Origin of the sequence: Brucella thiophenivorans, from assembly GCF_002252445.1 — a bacterium.
Taxonomy (GTDB): Bacteria; Pseudomonadota; Alphaproteobacteria; order Rhizobiales; family Rhizobiaceae; genus Brucella; species Brucella thiophenivorans.
Genome location: NZ_NNRJ01000053.1, coordinates 1 through 20,903 on the forward strand (window position 1 = coordinate 1; position 20,903 = coordinate 20,903).

Below are 20,903 nucleotides of genomic sequence, written 5' to 3' on the forward strand. Positions count from 1 at the left end.
ACCTGCTCCGGGCAATATTCCGAGTATTGTTCCTAGAATATTTCCCTGCGCAACAGCCCGACGCTCTTTCCACAGTAGTCTGGCCTGACCTTCGAACACACCTTTAATGGCCTTTTGTTCAAGACGGACCGTAGGCTCTTTACGAGCGTAGTATCGAAAGACTTCGGCAATAGCAAAAAGTCCAATCATGATTGGAACAAGAGATAAACCGCCGATGAGGTTATGATTTCCAAATGTAAAACGTGGTACACCGCTAATTGGGTCAATACCAATGGTAGCGGTAAAAAGGCCAAGAGACAGGGATAGGACACCTTTAACCCGCGATGACGAAATCATGAAGGCAGTGGTCGTCAAACCAAGAAGGCAAAGCCAAAAATACTCATAGGATGAAAAGCGCAGAGCGATCATTGCCAACGGCGGTGCCAAGGTGGCCAAAATGAGAGCGCCGAAAAGCCCGCCTATCGCTGAGGCCAGGAGACAGAGCCCCATTGCGACATGAGTCTGACCCGTTTTAGTTAGCGAATACCCATCGTCAGCGTAGGCAGCTGACGCTGGCGTTCCAGGCATGCGCAAGAGAACCGCCGGAATATCACCAGCAAACATTGCCATAGCGGCGGCGGTTACCATAGCTGCAATCGCCGGCACGGGGTCCATATAGAATGTTACCGGCACAAGCAGCGCAACCGCCATTGTGGCAGTAAGTCCTGGTAATGCACCCATAAAAAGCCCGAAAATGCCAGCCGCCAGCATAACAAGCATGACTTCAACACTGAATAAAAGCCCGAGTCCTGCAACAACATTGTCCATTACAAATATCTCCCCCATGGGCTGAGAAGTCCAAGCGGTAGCGGCACGAGAAGAATTTTAGCAAAAACGATGTAAACAATGATTGCTGTTGCCAGAGCTATAACGAGAGAAAGACCAATATTTACCCGACCAAGAAGCAGAAGCGACATCAGAATAATCGGTGCCAAAATAAGAAAACCAACCTGCTGAGAGAAGAATACGTAAATCAGCGCTGCTATACAAATTACTGCAGGTTTGGAAAACGCCCGAAGAGAATACCGTTCACCTTCAACTTCATCAATCGCGCGTCCGGCCCCTACTAAAGCGAGCCATGTTCCTGATGCGGCTATAACAATACCTAACAATAGCGGGAAAAAGCCTGGTCCATATGCTATTCGTGTAGCGGCTAATGGCTGCGGTAGTTGAATCGCCATTATAACCACCACAATCCCGAACAGTGCAAAGCCAGCACCAACCAATCTCTGCGTCATTCTCGTATCCTCACCCAACATTACACGATTGCCGGCGCATAGCGCCGGCAGCACTAACGTGATTACAGAAAACAGTCCTTATTTCCCCGAGAGGGCTTTCAGCACAACTTCCGTTTCCTTGTAATGATCACCGAGAAATGTCGTAAAATCAGCGCTGTTGAGATAAGTTACGCCAAACCCACGGTTTTGCATTCCTTGAAGGAATGTTTCAGATTCAACAGCAGTAGCTACAGCTTGTTCGAGTTTGGAAACGACAGCAGGATCGAGTCCAGCTGGCCCCGCGATACCACGCCACGTTCCACCAATATAAGGGGTCCCAATTGCCTCTTCGACAGTGGGAATTTTGTCGTTAATTGGCAGGCGTTCTGCACTCATCACGGCAAGTGTTCGTACGATTCCCGCATCAGCCATTGAGGTCACTTCAGGGACCGAGCAGAGAACAATGTCAATACCGCCAGAAGCCAGCTCCTGAAGAGCTGCGCCTGAACCCTGAGCGGGGATCAATTTTATCTGGCTAACATCAACGCCTTCTCCCAGCAACATGGAGACGAATGGAATGTCCCAGCTTGCATTGCAGGTTCCCCCGCAAGAAATATTAAATGCCGAGGGATTTTCTTTAATAGCAGCGACGAGCGAGCGCAGATCCTGGTATTGAGAGTCGCCAGCAACGTGGATCGCCGAAGGGTCCGCATTGAATTGAGCAATGGGTGTGAAGTCATCTGCTTTGAAATCGGCTTGCCCTAGCATAGAAAATTGAGCAATTGGCGAAAGTTGGCCTAGTGTATAACCGTCTGGCGCTGCATTTTTATAAGCTGTATAGCCGACGATACCCGATGCTTGAGCTTGATTGACAACGGTGAAGGGCTGTCCCAGGGTGCGCTCAAGCTCAGCAGCCATCAAGCGAAAAGTATAGTCTGAACCGCCACCAGCACCTGCAACTACTACGAGCTGAACTGGTCGTGTTGGCCATTCTTGGGCGTAAACAGCAACTGGTAACGCCGAGGCTGCCGCGAATCCTAATACCAACGCTTTTGTCGAAATCAGTTTAAACATAAATTTCCTCCCACGGAATTTAGATTGTATTGGCTGATATGTCAGCCACTACTCAATTTGGAAACGAGTTTGGAGCGGTAGGCCGTTCCAATAAAACCTGCTCCTGCACAACTATGACGATGAGCGCATGGACGCTCGGAGTGAACGTCCATGCATCATATTAAGCCTCTTCGTACTTCAGAACGTTCTTGAGTTCGCGCTTGATGTTTTCCAGCTGCGCGGCCGATGTTTGCGGCATTGGCATACGCGGAAGACCAGCCTCAGTGCCTTGCAGCGAAATTACTGTTTTGATATTTGCCGGCAGGTTGTCAGCGAAAATAGCATTCCAGAAACGAAGTAAAGCTTCATGAATTTCCTTAGCGCGCTCATGATCACCGCGCTGCACTGCATTCCACAATGCAATACAAACACCTGGTACTGCTGCCGGGTTAGCGGCAATTGTTCCGTGGCAGCCAAGAGCAAATGAAGGATAAAGCAATGCATCAACTGCGGTGTAGATTTTACAGCCTTCGGGAATACCTAGCATGAGATCAGCCATCAGCTTGAGATCTCCGGCGCTCTGCTTCACGCCCTGTACGCCAGGCAGTTCTTTCATGAGACGAATGAGTAGTGCCGGGCTGAGATAGTTCCATGGAACGACGTTATAGATGATGACCGGAACGTCAGTAGCCTCGGTGAGTGCTTTGAAGTGTGCAAATGTTGCTTCTTCATCTGGCTTGAAAACGTAATGGACAGGTGTCACCTGAAGACCCTGGACCGACAGGTGCGAAATTGCTTCTGCCCGACGGATCGCATCACGTGTTGAATTGGCAATAATGCCGGCTAATACCGGAATACGACCATCGACTTCTTCGACAGTAATTTCCATAAGACGAGCGAATTCTTCAACGCTCAGTGTATGACCTTCGCCCGAACTTCCGCCAACGCAAACCCCATGGACCTTCTTGTCGAGGTTAAACTTTACGATATTGCGGAATGCGGCTTCGTCGATTTCTCCATCAGCGGTGAATGGTGTGACGATTGGTGGAATGATGCCATTGATGTTTTCTAGATTCATAACTTTTTCCCAAGGTTTGACCTATTCTGGTCTGTTTCATCAAGGCGCACGAAAGGGTTCGCCCATTCTCGTGACGACGTGAATTCTTTGTTAGTGCGTTTGGTGGTGGTGATCGCGCTTACAAACTGTCTGCCAGCGCACGCATCCAAATAGCTACGGCAACGGCTCCTCCATCTGGAACCCCAAGTGCACGCTCTCCCAGATAACTTGCCCGCCCAAGTCGCGGCATCATTGCCGCCGTAGCTTTTGCACCAACCTCAGCTGCGTGAGCTGCATCGTGCCACGCGTCTTTAGCACTCGATGAAGGTTCAGCTGCATCAAGCGCATCTCTGGCAGGTAAAAGAGCATCAAGCATCGTGCGGTCGCCTGCCTTGGCTCCGCCTATTTCACTGACCGCGGCAGTTGCAATACGTAGTGCCTCTTTATAATCAGGAACCCCGGACACAGCATCCAGACCAAGTGAACGGCCAGCGCGTGTCAATGCAATCGCGTAAAATGGTCCGGAACTCCCTGCGATCGCACGGCGTACACCATTGCCGAGTGTGATCAGGGCGTTTGCGGGATCTGCCCATAACGCCTCAGGCAAATCACGAATAGCTTGTGCACCACGCACCATACTCGCTCCAAGATCCCCGTCGCCTGCTTTGCTGTCGAGATCAGTCAATTCAGCTTCGGCTTGTTCGAGTGCATCAGCGATTGAAAGTGCAATGGCTTGAACTTTCTTTGCATCAAATCGCACCGACGATACAGCGAGCGTTTGAACTGCCGGTTGGGTCGGTACAAGCGTGACATTAAGTTCTTTTGGAACATTTCCACCGCGAGGCCAGGCACTCGCATCGGTTTCGTGATCTAAACCAAGCAGTGCAGTATCATCAACTTCCAACAGTGAAATCGAACAGCCTGCCATTTCAATCGCAGTCAGGAAGTTTCCGCTCCATGCTCTTTTCACTTCAATGTTCAGCTCACGCAGCCTGATAAGCGCGCGCCGTGCAACAATGGCCAACTCCATAGGTGGCGTGGATCCAAGACCATTAACTAGCAGGGCAACCCTCGCTCCAGAGTGTATTTTTCGGTCGGCAACAATTGTATCAATCAAACGGTCTGTAAGCTGGTCGGCGGCCATCATGATGACACGCTCCACGCCTTTTTCACCGTGAATTCCAAGTCCAAGTTCAATCTCTTGATCGCCGAGCTCAAAGCTCGGCTTTCCAGCCGCTGGAACAGTGCATGAGCCAAGTGCGACACCCATTGTACCTACACGTTCAGCGGCACTTCGAGCAATCGCTGCGACCTCTGTAAGAGCCTTACCCGAAGCGGCGGCGGCCCCGGCAATTTTGTGAACAAAAACTGTCCCGGCGATGCCACGCCGGCGCTCATTAGGAACTATACCAGCAAGTGCAACGTCATCAGCAACAACCACTAACTCCGTCGGAATACCTTCAAGTGCCGCAAGCTCTCCAGCCAATCCAAAATTCAGCCTGTCGCCTGTGTAATTCTTGACAATAAGCAATGCGCCTGCTGGGCCAGCGGTAGCGCGGATTGCTGCCAGCACTGCATCGGCACTTGGTGATGTGAATATCTCACCGGTGACTGCTGCGCTCAGCATGCCTTCACCAACATAACCTGCGTGAGCGGGCTCGTGTCCTGCACCGCCACCGGAAATCACTGCAACTTCGCGTTCATCTGAAACAGGCAGCCCAGACCGGATCACCACATTTTCGCTATCCAGCAGAGACAGATCAGCATTAATTCTGACCAAGCCTTCTAACATTTCCCTAACGATATCTACCGGACGGTTGATGATCTTTTTCACTTTTCTCTCCCAGATTTTATGCGATTGGATTATGTGCGCGGCAGCTGAGTACTAAGCGGTTACCCAAGATTGTGCTTCGGCTGCCAATGCTTAAAATCCTATAATTTCTTCAAAAACGTCTCGAGACGCCCCGCCCCTTCGGCGATAAGGGCGGGATCTACAGCAAAGCACACTCGCAAGAATGCTTCTCCACCTGGCCCAAAGGCGGAGCCTGGCGCGACTCCTACGCTCGCCTCACGCAAAATACGCTTTGCCATATCGTAACCATTGTTCATGCCATGCACCGAAAAGAAGAAATAAAACGTTCCTTCAGGCCAAAACACACGTACATTCGGGAGCTTATCAAGCGTAGAACAAATGATTTCGCGACCTTTGGTAGATCGTGCGACCAGTTCCTTTATAAAGCTATCGCCCTGATCGAGAGCTGCGACAGCTGCATACTGACTGAAGGTCGAAACGCTCGTAGTGTTATATTGACTGAGATTGTCGAAGATCGTCGACATACCTTCTGGATAGATGATCCAACCAACGCGCCATCCCGTCATACACCAGTTTTTGGAGAAGGTATTTGTTATCAGAAGCCGGTCTGTTGGTTCTGTCAGCTCAAGAAACGAAGGTGCAAGGCTGCCATCATAGGTAAAATGCGAATAGACTTCATCGGAAACGATCCACAAACCGCGCTCCCGTGCAAAATCCCGGACAGCTACCATCTGTTCACGCGGCATAATCCAGCCGGTTGGATTTGAAGGCGAGTTAATCGCAATGACTTTCGTGCGCGGTGTCACTGCTGCGAATAGATCTTCGAGATCAAGCGAAAAGCCACCCTGCTCTGTGGTGCGATATGGAACAGGAACAACCTTCCCACCAAGAATACCAATAATCTCGATCAAATTAGGCCATGCCGGAACGGGCACAATCACCTCGTCTCCCGGGCTTAACACAGCCTGAAAAGCCTGCATTATGGCCTGAACGCCACCGGCAGTGGCACTAAAGCGGTTTGGACTGAGATCGACATTCCAATGACGCTTGTGATAACGCGCAAGCGCATCTCGAAGGGCAGGCACACCCAATGCATAGGTGTAACGGGTTTGCCCATTTTCGAGCGCATTGATTGCAGCTTCACGAATAAAAGCGGGAGTGGGAAGGTCCCCCTCTCCGATCCAGAGTTTAATGACGTCCGGATCCTCACGAGCGAGATCGGCGATATCGCAAATCTGGTTAAGCTCAATCGTATTAATCCGAGCAGGGGTTCCGGCTATCGGCCAGTTCGCTGACTGAAAGTTCATTCTTATGCTCCTGATGACAGCCTTCTGCATTGGTACAACCCCAATCGCTGAAGCCATCTCCCTCTTTTGTTTTATTGGCCGTGAAAATCCAGAGCTGCTCCTCTAGCCCCAGCAGTGCAATTTTTCCAATGTCGTTATTCCGCAATTCGGAATATAGACCTGTTGGCGATAGTAAAATAAAAAAATATGAAATAGTCAACACTGTTATTGCCTATCTACTAATTTTATGCGTTTATTAATATGCGAAAATTATATATTCCGAATAACGGAATAAGGGAGAACAAAGTGAAAAAAATAATAAAGCTTATTATGGGTGCGCTCGTCGCGACAAGTCTCGGTACATTGGCAGTAAAAGCTGCGGAAGACCCGCGCGGAACGCTGGGTGATATTCTGAAGGCAAAAAAGATTGTTATCATGAACGATCTCTCTGCTGCACCATGGCAGTTCCGCGATGCTAACGGTAATGCCGCGGGCTTTTCCATTGATCTTGATCGTCTTATCGCTGCCAAACTCGACGTCGATCTGGAAATGCGAAACGTTGAATGGGCAGGCCTCATTCCTGGCTTGCTCAGCCGCAAATCTGATATTCTGGCAACCAGCATGTCGACAACATTCAAACGCGCGCAGCAAGTTATGTTTACGCGTAACAATTGGTACGAGACTGGCGTGGTTGCAATCGTTCAGCCTGAAAACAAAGACCAATCCTGGGAAGACCTTAATCAGTCGGGAAAGAGGATTGCCGTCAAAGCTGGTACGAATGCAGTCGATGCCGCCAAACAGTTTTTCCCCCTGGCCGAATTGCAAACATATCCAAATGACGTCGACACTTATCAGGCGCTAAAAACAAATCGCGTCGATGCAATTCTAAATGACCTTGCTGTCCTTGGGATCGTTAAACCTGAATACGGATTTGAAGCTCTCACCGAGCCGCGCCAGCTCATAACCGCGGACACATGGGGTTTTGCTGTTCGACCAGGTGATTTTTATACTCAACAGTATCTGGACTTCTTCCTCGATAAAATTACCGAAAGTGGAGAACTCGACGCACTCAAGAAGTATTGGGTGACGGGCGATGCCTGGAAGAAAGATTTCCTTGAAAAGAACAGCGGCGTATCAGATGACCGGAAGGAACTGGTTGAGTTGCTTGGCATAGGCGCTTACGTCCCTGAAAGCGGTGACGGTAGCCGTATGACCCTCCAATAATTCACTCTTATTGGCGGCGCGCCTTCAAGCGTGTCGCCATTAGATAGAATTAATCCGTCTAGACTTGGGAGGTTACATTTGCCCTATTTTGAAGCTCGCGACGTTGGTCTCCACTTCGACAAATTCCATGCATTGCGCAACATTACTCTCTCGCTTGAAAAGTCCAATGTTCTTGTGATTTGTGGACCTTCAGGGTCCGGAAAAAGCACATTCATACGCGCAATTAACCGGCTCGCCCCCAGGCTTTCAGAAGGGAAGATGCTTCTCCAAGGTGAAGACCTATCCACTATGCGTGCCAAAGATCTGCATCGCCGAGTGGGTATGGTGTTTCAGAGATTCAATCTGTTTCAGCATTTGACGGTGGCTGAGAATATTTCACTACCGCAACGTCGTGTACTGCGTCGCAGTCGCAGTGAAGCAGATGCACGCGCCATTGCCCTTCTTGAGCGTGTTGGGCTGGCAGACAAAGCGAAATCCTACCCGGTTCAGCTTTCTGGCGGACAACAGCAACGTGTTGCAATCTGTCGAGCCTTAGCGATGGACCCGGAGATGCTTCTCTTTGACGAACCTACTTCTGCACTTGATCCCGAAATGGTTGGTGAGGTTCTCGAAGTCATGCGCGAACTGGCTCATTCTGGAATGACAATGATTGTAGTAACGCATGAAATGGGTTTTGCGCGCGAAATCGCCAATGAGATTGCCTTTTTAGAACAAGGACAATTGGTAGAAATAGCCCAGCCAGAACAGTTTTTTTCAAACCCGAAAGAGCCGCGAACCCGTAATTTTCTCGAACAGATTCTGAGGCACTAGGAGATAAGCAATGTTTTCTGATGCTTATGATTTGTTTCTACAATATCAGGACACCTATCTTACGGGTGTTAAAAATGCACTCTCAGCGGCAGCACTTGGTTTAGCATTTGCTTTGATCATTGGTGTTTTCGCCGGCATATCGCGATTCCAGAGCTCAAATATCTTCAGCCGCATGATTGCTGTGTATGTATCGATCGTTCGCAACACACCTCTGCTGGTACAAGTTTACTTCATTTACTTCGGCCTGCCGGCCTGCGATATTACTCTTAGTGCATTCTGGACCGGCGTTATAGCACTCACGTTTAATTCAGGCGCCTATATTTCTGAAATGGTGCGTGGCGGATTAAATGCGATTCCTAAAGGGCAAAGCGAAGCGGCTTCTGCGCTAGGCCTCAATCAGGGTCTGCAACTGCGAAAAGTTATACTCCCCCAAGCAGCTCCAGTCATCTTACCTGCTGTCACCGGACAATTCGTTCAGCTCATCAAAGATACATCGCTTCTTTACACGATCGCTGTTCTCGAAATCACCAAAGCCGCCGACGATGTAGCCAACGAAAGCTATCAGTTTTTGCCGGCATATCTTGTCAGCTGTGTTCTATACATAATCATCTGCGTAACCTTGAACGTCGTGATTGACGTTTATGAAAGCCGCGCAGGTTTCTCCAAACATAAGCGAGCATGAGCATGGCGCAAATTATCTCGATATCGGGTGACGCTCTCGCTCTCATTCTAACCGGCCTTCCAATCGTTCTTTATCTTATGGTGGCTTCGTTTTTCCCAGCTCTTGGCATCGGCATCATCGGTGGTATTCTGGCCACATCCCCATGGCGGTTAGCACGCCTGATCGTGACTATCTACGTTTACATTTTCCGAAGCACACCGTTTCTGATGTTCATCTTTCTTGTCTATTACGGTCTTCCAGAATTCGGAATAGACATTGGCCCTATAACGACAGCGGTGATCGCGCTCTCACTGTCGCACGGCGCCTACATGACGGAAATTATCAAGGGTGGATTGCGGGGGCTCGACAAAGGACAGGACGAAGCCGCCATCGCACTGGGTTTGAACCTGTTTCAGCGTCTTAAGGACATTACGCTTCCTCAAACGCTGATGGCAATTATTCCGTCTTTGCTGGGACAAAGTATTCTCATCATCAAAGATACATCACTCGTCTCTGTCGTCGGCATCAGCGAAATTACAAAGCTTGCCCGCGAAGTGGTTATCAGAACAAACGAACCCTTCATCATTTTTGGCGTTCTCGCGTTGATTTATTTTGCTGTTTGCTTTGTGCTGGAAAGAGTTGCAGGAAAATTAGAAAAGCGAGCACGTTTAATTTTAGCAGGAAGATAGATTTGGAAAAAGAAATGGCAAAGCAGAGCATTATCGACACCAGTGAATCTGGGAGTGATAGCCGTGACACCGGTGCTAAGTCTTTACGCAAAATGGCAATCGTGCTCGATAGCTTTACGCGAAAACAGCCCTCACTGACCGTTGGTGAGATATCTGACGCAACAGGTTTGCCAAAGACAACGGTTCACCGGATCGTGGCTTCGTTAAGAGATGTTGGCCTATTAGATCAGGACGGGCGAAGGCAAGGCTATCGGCTCGGAATGAAGATGTTTCATTACGGAAGTAGTGTTCTTGAAAGCCTTGATACAGCAACACGCGCGCATCCTCATATAGCCCGATTACAGCAATTGACCGGAGAAATCATTCATTTTCATATGTTTGATGGACATCAAATGGTCTGTGTCGAACGCGAGGAAATGATCGCCTCTAGTCTGACGACACTCAGCGCCGCCCCAACCTATTGCACGAGCGTTGGTAAAGCTTTTCTTGCTTTTCAAGACGAGCAACTCGTTAGAAAAATCGCAAGCGAAGGTTTCCACAGCTACACGGCCAATACCATTACTAACCTAGACAAGCTGTTTGAAGATTTGGAGCGCATTCGAGCGCGGGGATTTTCCATCGACGACGAAGAAATCGAAGTCGGCGTACGCTGCATCGGTGCACCAGTACGAGACTCGACCCGACGTGTTTTTGCAGCGGTAAGTGTGTCCGGCCCGGCAGAACGCATGCCAGATGCCAGACTTGCTGGCCTTGCTCCCACAGTCATCCAAATTGCCAATGATATTTCAACATCGCTTACGGAGTAGCTGTTTTGATGGCTGGAGAACGAGCTATGTCCATACGATCCAAAATGTCAGGCAATGTACCTCAGGCGGCTGCTGATACCGTCATTAAAATCAAGAACATGCACAAGTGGTATGGTGAGTTTCATGTTCTTCGTGACATCAATCTGAAAGTTATGCGTGGCGAACGTATCGTTGTTGCCGGTCCATCTGGTTCAGGCAAATCGACGATGATCCGCTGTGTCAACCGTCTGGAAGAGCACCAGAAGGGTCAGATCATCGTTGATGGCACCGAGCTTACCAATGATCTCAAGAAGATTGATGAAGTACGCCGCGAAGTCGGCATGGTGTTTCAGCACTTCAACCTCTTCCCGCATCTGACCATTCTGGAGAATTGCACGCTCGCGCCAATCTGGGTGCGTAAAATGCCAAAGAAGCGGGCTGAAGAAGTGGCCATGCATTATTTGAAGCGCGTGAAAATTCCGGAACAGGCCAATAAATATCCGGGTCAGCTTTCAGGTGGTCAGCAGCAGCGTGTGGCCATTGCGCGTGCTCTTTGCATGAACCCAAAGGTCATGCTGTTTGACGAGCCGACTTCTGCGCTTGATCCGGAAATGGTCAAGGAAGTTCTTGATACGATGGTGAGCCTTGCCGATGAAGGCATGACAATGATCTGCGTGACCCATGAAATGGGCTTTGCGCGTCAGGTTGCCAACCGCGTGATCTTCATGGATCAGGGCCAAATCGTTGAGCAGAATTCGCCAGCCGAATTCTTCGACAATCCCCAGCATGAACGCACCAAGCTGTTTCTACAGCAAATCTTGCATTAATAAAAAGGCGACAATCATGAAATTTCTCCGCTATGGCGAAACGGGTCAGGAAAAGCCAGGTCTTTTCGATGCAGACGGCAATATCCGTGATCTGTCCGCCTATGTCAGTGATCTATCGGGCGCAGTTCTCAGCCCTGAAACACTTGCGAAGCTTGGCTCGCTTGATGTGAATGCGCTGCCAAAGGTCGAAGGCAATCCGCGTCTCGGCCCATGCGTTGCAGGCACCGGCAAGTTCATCTGCATTGGCCTAAACTATGCTGACCACGCAGCCGAATCCGGCATGGACGTTCCGCCAGAACCAGTTATCTTCATGAAGGCCACTTCGGCTATCGTTGGCCCGAACGATGATCTGATCATCCCGCGCGGCTCGGAAAAGACCGACTGGGAAGTGGAACTCGGCATCGTGATCGGCAAGACCGCGAAATACGTCTCAGAAGATGATGCGCTTGATTACGTCGCTGGCTACTGCACGCTGCATGATGTTTCGGAACGCGCTTTCCAGATCGAGCGTGCAGGTCAGTGGACCAAGGGCAAATCCTGCGACACATTTGGTCCAACAGGCCCATGGCTGGTGACAAAAGACGAAGTTACCGACCCGCAGAACCTTGGCATGTGGCTCAAGGTCAATGGCGAGACCATGCAGGACGGCTCGACCAAAACCATGGTTTATGGCGTGTGTCATCTGGTTTCGTACCTGTCGCAGTTCATGTCGTTGCAACCGGGTGACATCATCTCCACCGGTACGCCTCCGGGCGTTGGCATGGGCATGAAGCCACCGCGTTATCTCAAGGCTGGCGACGTTGTCGAACTCGGCATCGAAGGTCTAGGTACCCAGAAGCAGAACGTGCGCGCTGATATCTAATGGTCCTGAAAAATTGCGCGTGAAATCAAAACTTCACTTAGGATAGCCTTAGCGTGGCTTTCAGATTTTAGTTGATATGCTTTAAACAGCTGGGTGCTTCGACCGTTATTAAGCTTCATCGGCTGGCGAAATTCAGCCGATGAAGAAACGATCAACCGCAGATTTTACTAGCATGCCGTTCAAGCTTTAAAAGCTCGCAATGTCTTCATACAAATAATCAGAATCATTTTATCTGGCGCGAACGAATTCGCTCAAGTGTAATTTTTGCGTTGCTAAGATAAGCTGGTTCTAAATTCTAGATTGGAAGCTCAGCTCAAGGTTGGCGAGGCCCGTAAGGATAACTGATGCGGACTTCGTTTGCGCACTAAAAGCTTTTCAAACGTGCGGGCTACAGTTCAGGCGAGAACTGAAATCAAAACGTCAGATACCAAGCGCTTCGAACGAGTTGCCCTGCGATCTTATCGATCCAACGCATGCTTTCCACCTGACTATGCCGATCACATTTATTTGCAAAAGCTTTTTGGATTGTCTGTCGACGCTTGCCAAACATACGAGGGTTCAGCTGGAGGGCCAATTTCCCGGAACGAGGATCTCCAAATATCTGCGAAAACGTGTGTCGAGTTTTCACATGATAAAACACACCAATATCTCATAACGGTCATTTCAGACGGGTTTTTAATGTGCTTGAGCGCCTCCATCAACTGGAAGCATGATGCCGGTTATATAATCCGACGCCCGGGATGCAAGAAATATTACCGACCCGTCAAGATCGTTGACCGTACCCATGCGTCCCACCGGAATGCGTGCGCGGGTGCGCTCAATCCATGCGGGATTGTCGAAAAGCTCTCCTGTCATCTCAGTCTTGAACCAACCGGGCTCGATCCCATTCACCTGAATGTTGAAGGGGGCCAATTCTAATGCAAGGCTCTTAGTAATTTGGCGAAGGCCGCCTTTACTCGAAGCGTATGCCACACTTCCCTTCAGACCGCGAGCGCTGCCATATGAGCAATAGTTCACAATTTTGCCATGCCCAGCGTCTCTCATCAGCTGGGCAGCCTCCCTGGCAGCAAAAAATGCGCCTTTGGCATTTACCGCGTGAACTTGATCCCAGTCGTCTTCGGAGAAATTGAAAGAGTCACCACGCAGATTGATGCCGGCGGCATTAATAAGAATATCAAGCGAACCTTCTTCAGATAATACCTCGCCGAAAACCGAATGTAAGTTATTGCGAGAAGTGACATCACACGGTTTTGCACGCGCTCCGATAATGGCGGCTGTGGCGGAAAGCCGGTCGGCATTACGTCCCAAGATAATCACGCGTGCACCCACAGTGCAAAGTGCCCTCGCGGCGCCGGCACCGAGGCCAGTTGCACCACCCGTGACAACCGCAACGCGCCCTGTCAGATCAAAAAGTCCGCTCATCTTTTCACACCCCATATTAAAACATTTTTAGACCCTCTCAAGCTTGGATCATTGATGTGGTTGTTTTGATCAAAAGGTATCCGCGCAACCACTGCAGATATGCATGCAATGTCAAACATGAGCTTCTCCAGAATTAACAATCGAACTGGGTGGTGAGCCGGCGTTTACCTTGCTCCTTTTAGGTAGCGGAAGCATGTTTGGACAAAAGTCACTACAATGAAGGAAACGCAGTTTTTAAGCGACGTAGCGCGTTGATGTTGAGCCGCCTGACGACCCCCTCAAGCCTGTCCCTTCGGGGCGTTACGTGAGCAGATAATCTACCATTTCAGCCTCAGGATCATGGGGTAGGGTTGCGGCGTTTGCACGAATGCCAAGTTCCTTTTGGAGGCCAACTCCCATCGCTTTTAATTCTCAAAGGCGAGCACCGCTAGCTGCATCAAAAATGTGGCCCTTGCCGGGGCGAACGCTAATTCGGACCTCTTCTCCAGTTTTAAGCGTCACACGCTCGTGGAGTGTTACTGTTATCGGGGCATCACCAACGTGGAGAACCAACATAGTATCGGCACCAGTAGGCTCGACAACACTGATGCGCGCGCGAACACCTTCACCCCCAAGGCTGATATGCTCCGGGCGAATGCCAAATATAACGGATTGACCTTCTGTTAATGCAGCGGTTAGCGGAGCAAGGAGTGTTCCATCCTCTGCAACAATGCCGGTATTGGTAACCTTTGCAGGCAGGAAGTTCATTGCAGGCGAACCTAAAAAGCCAGCTACGAACATATTCACTGGATTGTCGTATAGATCAAGGGGGGAGCCAATCTGTTCAATGAGACCATCACGCAACACAACAATCTTGTCGGCCATAGTCATGGCCTCAACCTGGTCATGAGTAACATAGATTGTAGTAGTATTCAGGCGCTGATGCAGTTCCTTGATCTCAGCCCGCATCTGTACTCGCAGCTTCGCATCGAGATTTGAGAGTGGCTCATCAAATAAGAAAACTCGCGGGTTGCGTACAATAGCGCGCCCCATTGCAACGCGCTGACGTTGTCCGCCAGACAGCTGACGTGGAAACCGAGTTAGGTATTCTTCTAGTCCAAGAATTTTTGCTGCTTGACCTACTGCTTGATCAATCTCTTCCTTCGGCATTCCTTTGAGTTTTAAAGAGAAGCCCATGTTTTTTTCAACCGTCATATGCGGATAAAGCGCATAAGATTGAAATACCATAGCAATATCTCTATGCATCGGAGCCAAGTCATTTACGACGCGATCTCCGATATGAATTTCCCCGGATTGTATACTTTCCAGCCCAGCGATCATCCTCAACAAAGTGGATTTTCCGCAACCCGACGGCCCGACGAGAGTGACGAACTCGCCGTCAAGCACGTCAATCGTTACATCCTTAATGACATTCACTGAGCCATAGCTTTTGCGCAGGTCTTTTATTTGCACGCCACTCATAGCGACCTCTCCTTTGGAAAAACTAAAACAAATCTCCGGCTCTTCTCATCCCTTAACAGCTCCAGCAGTCATGCCGGCAACGAGATATTTCCGCATAAGAAGTGAGAAGATGAGTACCGGTGCCATGATCAGCGTACCACCTGCCGCGATCTTACCCCACTCCCAGCCCTCATAGTTCATAAAATTAACCACCTCTACAGGCGCTGTCATTGCGTTGTTGCGGGTTAGCGTCAAAGCAAAAAAGAAATCATTCCATGAATAGAGGAAGCAAAGCATCCCTGTTGTTACCACCGCAGGACCTGACATTGGTAAGACGATGCGAATGAAAGTGCCCCAAAGGCTGGCACCGTCGATCCAAGCCGCTTCTTCCAGCTCTCGCGGGGTAGCATCAAAAAAATTCCGCATTAACCAGACCACAAGTGCCAGATTGAAAGTGAGGTAGACAATGATCAACCCGGTTTTGGTGTCAAGAATCCCAAGATTCCGATACACAAGGAAATAGGGTATAGCGAAGGCGACAGGGGGCGCCATGCGGGAGGCGAGGATCAACAAAGAAAGCGATCGATCACGTTTCAACGAGGCACGAGATAACGCATACGCACCTGGAATACCGATAACTAGTGCCAAGACGGTTGAGACTGTGCTGGTAACGATCGAGTTCCACATTGAGCGCATAAATCGCTCAGTCACCAGTCCCTCGTAGTTCTCCAACGTCGGCTTAAAAAATAGCCCGTCCACGCCGGCAAAAATCTGGTCTGCCGGTTTGAAGCTCATGACAACGAACCATAGAAACGGTAGCAACGTCATTATCGCCAGTAGGATTACAACGGTATTGGCGAAGATGACCTCGTAGCGCGACAAAAATCGAGGGGGTCTAGCCATTTTTCTGATCTCCAGACACAAGCCGGATGGTGATCCAACTCAGCACAAGTACGATAGCTACCAAAACCATTGTCACCGCCGACGAATAGCCGATATAGCTGTAATTAAAGCTTTGGGAGAAGATGTAGTAATTTGAGACTTCCGTCACAGTTCCGGGGCCACCATCAGTAAGAATATAAATTAGCGGGAATGTTTTTATACTGTCGATAAGTCGAAATAGCCCAGCGACCAGCAGCGTATTCTTAAGATACGGTAAAGTTATATATAGGGTCACCTGCCAAGAGGTAGCACCATCTATCCGAGCGGCCTCGCGCTGTTCCTCAGGAAATTGCGAAAGTGCGGCTAAGATTATGAGCATGGTGAATGGAAACCATTCCCATGTATCTGCTATAATAATTGCGGTCAAAGCCCAATTCGCGTCTGTAATGGGCGAGATGACTACCCACCCCATAGCATCGAAGAGCCACCAAGCAGGACTAATATCTGGTGAATATAGAACTTTCCAGATGATGGCTACGATGATCGGAGGCAACACCATCGGAATAAGAAAACTAGTCCTGAGAGCATTCATAAGAGGTGTACGCATATTCAGTAGAATAGCGATAGTCAGTCCCAGTCCAAGTTGCAGCGCCACAGTGAAGAACGAAAGTTTTGCCTGCACCCAAAGGCTATTATGCAGACGAGCATCACTCAATAGCAGGGAGTAGTTTGCGAAAGGTTTCGAAAAATTCCACGCTGTCCCAGGAGTGGCCAGGCTCAGAGGCGTAAAGCTCGTGATTAGAAGGTAAATAGTGGGAAGGAGTGTTACCACTCCCAGCACCACGAGCACTGGCGTCAACAAAGCCCAAAAGAATTTGCTTTGCTGGCTGGCGAAGGTTAGGCGCGTGTGCCCGGCCGACGCGTCACGAATTGCTTCGCTCATCGCTTGGTTCCTCCCAGAAACTGGTGTTAAACGATCACAGGGCTATGCCGGCTTTCCGCAGATCATCAATTGACTCGCTTTGTGCGGCCTTCATGGCATCTACCGCCGACATCTGACCTGAGGCGATGCGTTCAATCGCCTTATTCAGCTTATCGCCGACTTGGGGAAATATTGGCGCTGTGCGGTATTTCATGTAGCCGCCCTCGCCCGCCTCTTCTAACACCTGCAAATAAAGCGCCGCCACATCCTGCCCATTGATCATAAGCTTCTTGCGGTACTCGACATCGTCAATGATGGATCGGCGCGGTGTCGCAAGGCCTCCACGCTCAAGCGCGATCTTGCGGAAGGTTGGTTTCGAAGTTGCCCACTGGATAAAAGCCCAAGCCGCCTCCTTTTGTTTTGCCTCGGCGGGAATCCCATATCCATTGGCGTTTGACCCAGGGAAACTTCCCGCCTTCCCGCGTGGGATCATTCCGTATCGAGTTGTTGCCTTGACTTTGCTTTCAGGTGACTGGCTGAGCGGCAGTACCCAAGCCATGGCATTGGTGCGCGCGTTTGCTTGTCCGCTTAGTTGCATCCGCAGAGCCTGGTCGTCGGTGAACGAAAGCACGCCGCGCGCACCATATTTCGACAACAGGTCAGCGTAATATTGTGCGCCTTCCGCAGCCTCGGGAGTGTCGAGAATTGGCATCAAATCTTCGGGTGCTCCCCGGAAGACTCCACCACCAAAATTCATGAGATAGGGGGGGAAGTTCCAGTGATGCAGTTTGTCGTTCACGTAGGCCGCCAGACCGTCTCGGCCATGCAACTCTTTGTTCATCGCTTCAAATTCGTCTAGTGTCTCTGGAATGCCAAAGCCTGCAGCTTCCATTAAGTCAAAACGGGCATACCCCGCCATCATAGCACCAGCTTCCCATGGGAAGCCATAAGTCTTGCCATCGGCACTGTAGAAGGGTGCGCGAGTGCCCGAAACGAAATCATCAGCGTCCCAGTCCGCTTCAGTCAAGTTGGGATCAGCAACGAAGTCATCCAATGGGTGAAGCCAGCCCGCACCAACCCATCGGCCGGAATAAGGAAACGTGATATTGATGAAGTCATAGCTGTTGCCGGCGGTCGACAGCTCTAAATCCATTCGTTGATTATAAACCGGAAAGGCCTGGAAATCGATATTGACGGTCATACCCGTCATTTCCTCGAACTCTGGCAAATAAGCTTTCACATGTTCATGAAAAACGTGCTGAAAGCATGCCCCCTGAAGTGTGACGCCTTCAAACTGACGTTTGTTTGCCAAAACTGCCGGAGCATGCAGGCCAAGTGCCGCAGCTGCAGTGCCCCCGGCAAGTCCTCTTAGGACCGAGCGCCGGCTCACCATTCCTGAAAATCCACGCAGAGATTTATCCGTAAAACGTGTCATGATGTCTCCTCCCTTTTTGTTAGCTTTCCGGCGAACTCCCACACACCGGAACGATTTATCTAATCAGTTGTCAAACTCCAGCAACGCTTCAAGAGCAGGCCGAATTACGGCTTTCTGCTCATCCGAAGCCTCCGGCATTGGATGACGCGGCAAGCCAGAGACACAACCCTGAATTTCAAGACAATATTTCACCAAGGCTGGCAGATTAGAATGACCCATAAGATGCCAGAACGGTACCAGCCGGTCATGGATTTTGAGTGCAGTATCGTTGTCACCGGATTTCACGGCATCCCACAATCTGACGCAAGGGCCCGGTGCGGCGGTCGGCGATGCCGCGAGCGTTCCTTGAGCTCCCATCATAAAGCAAGGATAAAGCAGATCATCAATAGCAGCGAGTATGGATTTACCTTTCGGTGCGCGGATTACCAATTCAGCTGCGCGCGAAATGTTGCCCTGACTTTGCTTGATGCCTATTACGCCCGGAATCTCTTCGAGCATGCGGATAACTAGATCGGCGGACAGCAGGTTCCAAGGGATCACATTATAGATCACTAGCGGGATACCCGTCTCTTCCCAAATGCGCTTGAAATACTGGAACATCGCCTCTTCACCGTAATCAAAGACATAGTAGGTAGGCGTCACTTGGAGCGCTGCGATCCCACGCCCCTCGAGGGCTTTGGCACGCTGAATAACCTCGCGCGTCGAGTTTGCTATGATACCCGTCACGACTGGAACGCGACCATTGACCTCTTCAAGAACGGCATCAGTCAGGCGCACCAATTCATTGGTATCAAGCGCAAAACCTTCACCTGTAGAGCCCCCGAGACAAACGCCGTGAACCTTCTTTTCTACAATAAAGCGAGTATGTGCGCGGAACAGCTTTTCATTGATTTCACCATCTGAATCAAACGGTGTCACAAGCGCTGGAATGATGCCTTTTAGCTCGACAGTCATGTAAAATAATTCCTCTCCCAAAATTATATTCTCAAAAGATAAGCGCAATTATGTGATAACTCAAATTTATAAAATCGTTAAATATCAATAGTATGGATTTTTTTTAAAGTCTCTTTGTCTCATTTTTTAGGACATATTATGTGGCGTCTTATTGCATACTTTGCTATATTGTGCACAGATGCGGATATGGCTTGATGTTGGAACTGCCCTGGAAAAAAGTATGCCTGATCTATCCCAATCTGCCTCCACTGCACCTGAGAAAATGCTGCGTATTCTTGACTGCTTTGCGGTAAAAGGTGGTCAGCTTTCTGTAAGTGAGATCGCGGAACTGACTGGCATGGCGCGCTCGACCACCCATCGTTGGGTGGCAATTCTTCGAGAGTCAGGACTATTGGAACAGGATCGAAACCGAGATGTCTATCGGCTTGGTTTACGCCTAATTCATCTCGGAAATATAGCACTCAACGGTATGGATATTTCTCGCGATGCGCGCCACGTCGTAGAGTCGCTCAGCCGCGCTGGAGGAGAAAAGGGCCATCTGTATGTGTTTGACGGCAACCAGATGATATTTGTATCTCACACGTCTGGCGGTCGAGCGGGGCGGTTCAATTCCACAACTATAATGGAAAGCTCACCGTGCTATTGTAGTGGAGTGGGTAAGGCCGTGTTGGCATTTCAACCTGACGACGTAATTGAACGAGTTATTGCCCAGGGACTTCATGCCTATACAACGTCGACACTAACCGACCCCGTCGCACTGCGCGAAGACTTGCATCGCACCCGAGAGCGCGGCTATTCGATCAATAATGGTGAAATGGATGCCTCGGAGCGCTGCATAGGTGCACCCGTACGCAATCCGGTCGGACGCGTTATTGCAGGACTTAGTTTGACCAGCACACCACGTCGTCTGACAGATGACCGTATCCCGGAGATGGCAGCGTTGGTGGTAAAACACGCAGAGGCTCTGTCTATTCAACTCGGATATCGGCGTGAGATGTTGCAAAGGTAAGCTGTCGAGTTCTGCCGTCATTTGATCCATTTTTGCGTCTTACTGTGACCCACGGGAATACATTCAGGGTCTTTAAATAGCCGCAAATTCCTCACGATGGACTGGGTCACCGCGAGACACAAAAGTGGTTTAATTCGTCGCGCAAATCAACACAATCAGGCCCGGCAGATTGGACGAGGCGCGCCGTCCCTTCAGCCTCAGCTCCAGCATCTGCCGCGCCAGTAGCAACCGGTCGTGCTCTTTGAAGCCGAGCTTGATCCCAGCCACCAACCCGTCGAGACTGGCGATGAGCCGGATTTCGAAATCGCGATGGCGGTGCCGTTCGACGCGGATGGTTTTCAGACCGGCATTGAAAGCCAACAGATGCGCCTTCGTGGTCAGTCCTTCGCGCCGCAACAGGGATGCCGCCAGCAAACGGCCCAGCCACGGCGCCCGTTGCAACAGCGCAAGCTCATTCCAGGCATCGAAAGCTAGGATGGCCTGAGCGCCGACAATTATCTGGCCATCACGAAAACC

At 50.1% G+C, this 20,903-nt stretch carries 22 protein-coding genes; 8 read left to right on the top strand and 14 right to left on the bottom strand.

All coding sequences use genetic code 11. The annotated features are described in order from the left end of the window. The 7 genes from CEV31_RS17345 to CEV31_RS21155 form a co-directional block, all read right to left on the bottom strand. Positions 1-825, bottom strand: an 825-nt coding sequence (locus tag CEV31_RS17345; RefSeq protein WP_143850973.1) for a tripartite tricarboxylate transporter permease, incomplete at its 3' end; no start/stop codon positions are given. Further along, positions 807-1,277 (bottom strand): tripartite tricarboxylate transporter TctB family protein, encoded by a 471-nt coding sequence (locus CEV31_RS17350; RefSeq protein WP_169717384.1) that lies wholly within the window; start codon positions 1,275-1,277, stop codon positions 807-809. The genes CEV31_RS17350 and CEV31_RS17345, both read right to left, overlap by 19 nt. Positions 1,278-1,355: 78 nt before the next feature. After that, complete coding sequence (locus CEV31_RS17355) at positions 1,356-2,330, bottom strand: tripartite tricarboxylate transporter substrate binding protein (protein ID WP_094508922.1); 975 nt, start codon at positions 2,328-2,330, stop codon at positions 1,356-1,358. A 160-nt stretch (positions 2,331-2,490) separates the two neighbouring features. After that, positions 2,491-3,387, bottom strand: a complete 897-nt coding sequence (locus tag CEV31_RS17360) for a dihydrodipicolinate synthase family protein (protein ID WP_094508924.1) — start codon at positions 3,385-3,387, stop codon at positions 2,491-2,493. A gap of 118 nt (positions 3,388-3,505) precedes the next feature. Beyond that, positions 3,506-5,200 carry a dihydroxyacetone kinase family protein gene (locus tag CEV31_RS17365; RefSeq protein WP_094508926.1) on the bottom strand — a complete coding sequence of 565 codons (1,695 nt, stop codon included), beginning with the start codon at positions 5,198-5,200 and terminating at the stop codon, positions 3,506-3,508. A 98-nt stretch (positions 5,201-5,298) separates the two neighbouring features. Then, the gene (locus CEV31_RS17370) at positions 5,299-6,486 is read right to left on the bottom strand and encodes a pyridoxal phosphate-dependent aminotransferase (RefSeq protein WP_094508955.1); all 1,188 of its coding nucleotides are present in this window, start codon (positions 6,484-6,486) and stop codon (positions 5,299-5,301) included. After that, a complete protein-coding gene (locus CEV31_RS21155) occupies positions 6,434-6,688 on the bottom strand; it encodes a hypothetical protein (protein WP_169717385.1) in 255 nt (84 codons plus the stop codon). The genes CEV31_RS17370 and CEV31_RS21155 overlap by 53 nt, the downstream gene beginning before the upstream one ends. A gap of 83 nt (positions 6,689-6,771) precedes the next feature. On the opposite strand from CEV31_RS21155, the gene CEV31_RS17375 reads away from it, so the two are divergent. Genes CEV31_RS17375 through CEV31_RS17405 form a run of 7 tightly spaced genes read left to right on the top strand, consistent with a single transcriptional unit; the run spans position 6,772 to position 12,323 of the window. Beyond that, positions 6,772-7,689 carry a substrate-binding periplasmic protein gene (locus tag CEV31_RS17375; protein WP_169717386.1) on the top strand — a complete coding sequence of 306 codons (918 nt, stop codon included), beginning with the start codon at positions 6,772-6,774 and terminating at the stop codon, positions 7,687-7,689. Between the two features lie 30 nt (positions 7,690-7,719). Beyond that, positions 7,720-8,499 (top strand): amino acid ABC transporter ATP-binding protein, encoded by a 780-nt coding sequence (locus CEV31_RS17380; protein ID WP_374847421.1) that lies wholly within the window; start codon positions 7,720-7,722, stop codon positions 8,497-8,499. Between the two features lie 10 nt (positions 8,500-8,509). Next, on the top strand, positions 8,510-9,181 hold the full coding sequence (locus tag CEV31_RS17385) for an amino acid ABC transporter permease (RefSeq protein ID WP_094508933.1): 672 nt from the start codon (positions 8,510-8,512) through the stop codon (positions 9,179-9,181). Positions 9,182-9,183: 2 nt separating this feature from the next. Then, on the top strand, positions 9,184-9,849 hold the full coding sequence (locus tag CEV31_RS17390) for an amino acid ABC transporter permease (RefSeq protein ID WP_169717387.1): 666 nt from the start codon (positions 9,184-9,186) through the stop codon (positions 9,847-9,849). 2 nt (positions 9,850-9,851) lie between these two features. Beyond that, positions 9,852-10,655 carry an IclR family transcriptional regulator gene (locus tag CEV31_RS17395; protein WP_094508937.1) on the top strand — a complete coding sequence of 268 codons (804 nt, stop codon included), beginning with the start codon at positions 9,852-9,854 and terminating at the stop codon, positions 10,653-10,655. A 44-nt stretch (positions 10,656-10,699) separates the two neighbouring features. After that, positions 10,700-11,461, top strand: coding sequence for an amino acid ABC transporter ATP-binding protein (locus tag CEV31_RS17400; RefSeq protein ID WP_094508939.1), 762 nt, complete (start codon positions 10,700-10,702; stop codon positions 11,459-11,461). 16 nt (positions 11,462-11,477) lie between these two features. Continuing rightward, entirely contained in the window at positions 11,478-12,323 is an 846-nt protein-coding gene (locus tag CEV31_RS17405; protein ID WP_094508941.1) for a fumarylacetoacetate hydrolase family protein, read from the top strand. A 675-nt stretch (positions 12,324-12,998) separates the two neighbouring features. Here the strand turns inward: CEV31_RS17405 and CEV31_RS17410 are convergent. The 6 genes from CEV31_RS17410 to CEV31_RS17435 all read right to left on the bottom strand — a co-directional run bounded on the left by CEV31_RS17410 (position 12,999) and on the right by CEV31_RS17435 (position 19,378). After that, on the bottom strand, positions 12,999-13,745 hold the full coding sequence (locus tag CEV31_RS17410; protein ID WP_169717388.1) for an SDR family NAD(P)-dependent oxidoreductase: 747 nt from the start codon (positions 13,743-13,745) through the stop codon (positions 12,999-13,001). 411 nt (positions 13,746-14,156) lie between these two features. Then, positions 14,157-15,206 (bottom strand): ABC transporter ATP-binding protein, encoded by a 1,050-nt coding sequence (locus CEV31_RS17415; protein WP_094508945.1) that lies wholly within the window; start codon positions 15,204-15,206, stop codon positions 14,157-14,159. A gap of 45 nt (positions 15,207-15,251) precedes the next feature. Next, entirely contained in the window at positions 15,252-16,088 is an 837-nt protein-coding gene (locus CEV31_RS17420) for a carbohydrate ABC transporter permease (RefSeq protein ID WP_094508947.1), read from the bottom strand. Further along, a complete protein-coding gene (locus CEV31_RS17425) occupies positions 16,081-17,010 on the bottom strand; it encodes a carbohydrate ABC transporter permease (protein WP_094508949.1) in 930 nt (309 codons plus the stop codon). The genes CEV31_RS17420 and CEV31_RS17425 overlap by 8 nt, the downstream gene beginning before the upstream one ends. A gap of 34 nt (positions 17,011-17,044) precedes the next feature. After that, positions 17,045-18,424, bottom strand: a complete 1,380-nt coding sequence (locus CEV31_RS17430) for an ABC transporter substrate-binding protein (protein ID WP_094508951.1) — start codon at positions 18,422-18,424, stop codon at positions 17,045-17,047. Positions 18,425-18,487: 63 nt separating this feature from the next. Then, complete coding sequence (locus CEV31_RS17435) at positions 18,488-19,378, bottom strand: dihydrodipicolinate synthase family protein (protein WP_094508953.1); 891 nt, start codon at positions 19,376-19,378, stop codon at positions 18,488-18,490. Positions 19,379-19,598: 220 nt separating this feature from the next. Here CEV31_RS17435 and CEV31_RS17440 point away from each other — a divergent pair, with 220 nt between their 5' ends. Then, positions 19,599-20,387: an IclR family transcriptional regulator gene (locus CEV31_RS17440; protein ID WP_094508957.1), complete on the top strand. Its 789-nt coding sequence runs from the start codon at positions 19,599-19,601 to the stop codon at positions 20,385-20,387. 129 nt (positions 20,388-20,516) lie between these two features. On the opposite strand, the gene CEV31_RS17445 is transcribed toward CEV31_RS17440, so the two are convergent. Then, on the bottom strand, positions 20,517-20,903 hold a 387-nt coding region (locus tag CEV31_RS17445), incomplete at its 5' end, for a DUF1612 domain-containing protein (protein WP_143850974.1).